General features: G+C 46.4%; 2 protein-coding genes. Both read left to right on the top strand.

The window, feature by feature from the left end; all coding sequences use genetic code 11:
* The coding region (locus K8S19_02810) for a hypothetical protein (GenBank protein ID MCD4812606.1) at positions 1 to 3,569 on the top strand (3,569 nt) is incomplete at its 5' end.
* Entirely contained in the window at positions 3,569 to 4,114 is a 546-nt protein-coding gene (locus K8S19_02805; GenBank protein ID MCD4812605.1) for a hypothetical protein, read from the top strand. The genes K8S19_02810 and K8S19_02805, both read left to right, overlap by 1 nt.
* The last annotated feature ends 92 nt before the right edge of the window (positions 4,115 to 4,206 follow it).

The raw sequence follows: 4,206 nt of genomic DNA, 5'->3' as shown, positions 1-4,206 counted from the left end.
AGCAACTCCAGGCACAGATGAACAGCCTGAGTCTTAAAATTAATCCGGGACAGCTCGAATCAATTGCCGGGAAGGCGGTGAGCCGGCTCGTGGCTAATTTGGCGGGCTTGGACACATCACTTCAGAAAAACCTTGGCAAGCTCACCGGGCAGCTGGGTGACCTGACCCGGACCCAGACCCTGGATTTATCCGGGGTACTTAAGGATATTAATATTACCTCCGGCATGCTGGATATCAACCGCGCGCTGGACCAGGTACAGGGCAGCATGATTCAAGCGGTGCTGGATATACAAGCCGGGCGGGCGCCGCCGTCGGTCAATGCCATGCTGGACCGTTATGCGGCACCCATTCATCAGGCTGTGGCGGATATACAAGAAACACTCCAGGGCAATCTTGATTTTATCCGGCAGCAAGCTGTGCGTATCCAGGTCAGCCGCGCCCAGGATCTGGTGACAGACCTGGGTCAACAGGCCCAGGCATTGCTGGATACACATATCCAGGATATCCAGAACCAGTTGGTACAGACCGGGCTTTTGGGTTTTGTAGAGACGTACGGTTCTACAGAGACGTACGATCGTACGTCTCTACCACTACTACAAAACATTGATGATATGTCCCGTCAATTCGGTATGGACCAGGTCAAACAACAAATCGTCAATTCATTGGGCGATCTAAAATCCATGCAGTCCCAATTTGTTTCCGGTATTGAGCGTCAACTGCTCGAGATTCAGCGCGCCGATGCTGTCGTGATTATGGATATCATCACGGACAAGTACAATCAGTTGGGCGAAGAGTTCAAGCAAGCTTGGGAGGAAATTACATTTCAGGTGGACCCGGCCAATTGGTCTGTGGACGGTGCTTTTAATTTTCTCAATTCGGATAATTTTCAACTGGATGCCGCCTTGCTTCAGGACCTTCAGCAAAATATATTCCGGCAACTGGCAGCCAACAACCCGATTGTCCAGGAGATCGGGAAACTGCGCGATGTCACCGGGCTGCTCAACAATTTGGCTGATCAGGGCGGCACGCAGTTCAAATCCTGGTTGTACCAAACAGAGGTTTATCAGCATGTTCTCCAGTTATCCCGGCTCCAGTCCCAGGCGGAGAGTCTGCTTGATAATGCCATCTCGCAGGGCACCACCGAAATTATTCAAGGCCAGCTCGGTAATCTGATGCGTCAGATCGGTATGGAGAGCGCACAGATCGAGAAGGTGATGGGTTCCATTTCCGGGCCGATCAAAGATCTGATTATGGGTTCTGAGTTCATGCAGCAGCTCAATGTGCTCAATGACTTGCCGGGCTTTATTGACAGCAATATTGATTCACTGCTCGGGGATATCAAGGCCATGGCACTCAACAGTGAGTTTATTCAATCCATTGACAGCTTGGGCAAAGACCTGGCAGGCGCATTTGACCAACTGGTCGGCAATGTGCCGCTCAATCTTTCCGGGCTGGGTGAACAGCTGTTCGGGAAATTTTCAGATGTGAGTGCCTTGGGCGAGGCTGTGGTAGACCAGGTGCAGGTGATGGTTGAGCAGATGGGTATTTCCGGTTCTGCCATGGGTTTGTGGACCAGCATTGCGCAGGGATTCAATGATCTGGGGAATAACCTGCTCGGCAGTATGAAGGACATGATCACCCTGGCCTGCAATGTGGACCTGGGTGCTGCCTGGTGTGAATTTACCGGCAAAATCGGTGAGGGCATCTCCAATGTGTTTGAGGATGTGTTCTCCTTTAAGTTTGAAGGAAATGACTGGTTTAATATGGACCAGGTCTGGGATACCGTGGCGGATATTTTCAATTCGGAGAACTTCCGTTTTGATTTTGTTGAGATGGCGGATGGGTTTATGCAAGCCATTGGCGATGGGATTGAGGACTTGATCGACCAAGGTGTGGAGTGGGTGCAGGGCAAGTGGAAAGAAGTTACTGATATATTTGACGTCATCATGGGAGGACCGGAAGCCTGGTGGGCGGAACTCGAAACCGGCAAATGGAACCAGGCGATTAGCGATGTACTGAGTAACTATCTGCCGGAAGAATACCAACCCGCAGCCAGCGTGCTAAACAAAGTCTGGGGCGCGTTTACCAATAAAGAATTCAAACCTTCACTTGATTTTGTGCTTGGTTTGTTTGATGACCTCAGCGCGTATCTTGATCCGGATGCTTTGGAAAAGTACAAAGAATACCGCGAGTATTTTGACGTGGGTATAGAAATCGGGCAGGAAATTTATACCGCCATCGCCAGCAACAATTATGGATCATTGATTTCTACCCTCTCGCGCGTGGCAGGTAATATCAACTTCAACTGGGGCCCGGTATATGTGCATGGGTCCGGCCGGACCGAAAAGATGGGCGGCTATGTCAATGAATCCGGTGAGATGTTTCAGAACCAATTGCAGGAAACACTCGCCGCCCTGCCGCCGGATGTGCGTGCCCAGGTTGAGGCCTATCTCAACGGTGAGCTGGAGCTTTCCGAGTTGGATCGTCAGGGCGCAGCAGGCCGTACCCTGAATGAGATCGACATTGCAGATTACATGGAACAATATCAACGAGATGTAGGGGCGATTGATCCTGTAGGGGCGTATGGCAATACGCCCGAACAAAATCCGTATGAAATCGAAAAACCCCAACTCACCGACCGCGGCATGATCGGCCGCGTTCCCATGCCACCCAATTGCTATTGGGATGCCGACACACAAGCCTGGGTGGAAATCGGTGGAGAGAAAGCAGAAGGCGGAGACCTCGCAGGGGGAAAAGCAGGGAATGCGGGTGGGGGTAGCGGTGGGGATGTAACAGCTTCCTCCGCATCGGATGAGACGACTGGTAGTGGTAAGGGAGACGAAAAACTAAGCATCTGGGGAAGAACCAAGCAGGTATTAACAGAAGGGGCCAAAACCTGGGCAGATCCGCGACGGTTACAACCCAAAGCTGAAAAGGTGAATGAAGTATTAGCAGATAGTGCTGAGAGTATCAAGGATGCCGTAACGTCTGAAGCAGGAAGAAAACGTGTAAAAGACACCCTTGCCGATGCAGCCAAAACAGCCTTTGATCCGAGGAGACTAAAATCAAAAGCCAAAAAGGCCAATGAGAAATTGGGAGATGCGGCGAAAAAGGCTGGGGATGCAATAGTGGATGTAGGGAAAGAAATTATTGATTCTGGAAAAAAAGGTGTTGCAAACGGCTACAAAAAAGCAACTGCATGGCATTTTGAGGATAGAGATGCGAAGAATAAAAATTTACCATCATTTGATGAAGTTGAAACTAAAAAGAATTGGAAAAAATTACCAGATATACAAACTAAGTATCATCAAAAAAATGATGATGAATATCGTGAAATAAAATATGTTTGCAATGATGGAAGAGAAGTGATTTATGATGGAAAAACGCATAAGATTGTTGAAGACCCAAGATACATGGGGACGTATAATTATGTTGTGCCAGATATTTTTCCGCCAGAACCTAAGAATGATATAAGGAGTTACGTTAGGTTTGGGATAACAGGAATAGGTCATACAGTATGTGACGTTATTCCATACTATTTTGGTAGAAATGTAAGGGGGAAATACTGATGAGTAAGTATCTAAGAGTTGTTGCATCAGCAATTTTTATTGTGATTATTAGCAGTTCGTGTTCATTTCGGTTAGGTTCGAGCTACGCTATAATAAATGAGAATTTGGAGTTATTTACACAGCAAAGAGATTTTAAAAGCAAAATAATTAAAAATTATAAAATTGACGATACTGTAGTTTGTCCGTTTTTTCGACATGAAAAAGACAATGTTTTTTCAGTGTTTTGTTCAGTTTATAACAATGGTGAAACTGAAAGAGAAATTACAATTGAATCACTTGAATTGGAGCACGAGGGAATAAGGAATATTAGACATATTAATGAAAAGAAAAAGTTGATAAAAGAAAAGGATCAATATTGGGGTGAGAATGTATATTTTGCAGGGTTTGTTTTAACAAGAAATGAAGAAATTGCAATTAATAGTAAAAATACAATTACAGTAATTCTCAATGTCTCTGTTGACGATGGAGGCAAGCTACAACAGAAAAAAATAAAATATGATTTTGAATTTGAACATAAATATTTCTTAGTGGATTATACACAATAATGGATTCAGCCTCTTCAACTGGAGTGGTCGGCACTGTATCGGTGCCGGAGTTTTGCGCCAGGCCAAGTCTGGACAAAGGGAATGAGGTGGGA

This window comes from bacterium (assembly GCA_021108215.1).
GTDB lineage: Bacteria > Oederibacteriota > JAAXVQ01 > JAAXVQ01 > JAUVAV01 > JAIORK01.
The sequence above is the reverse complement of the archived record's forward strand: the minus strand, read 5'-3'. Positions and strand labels throughout refer to the sequence as shown.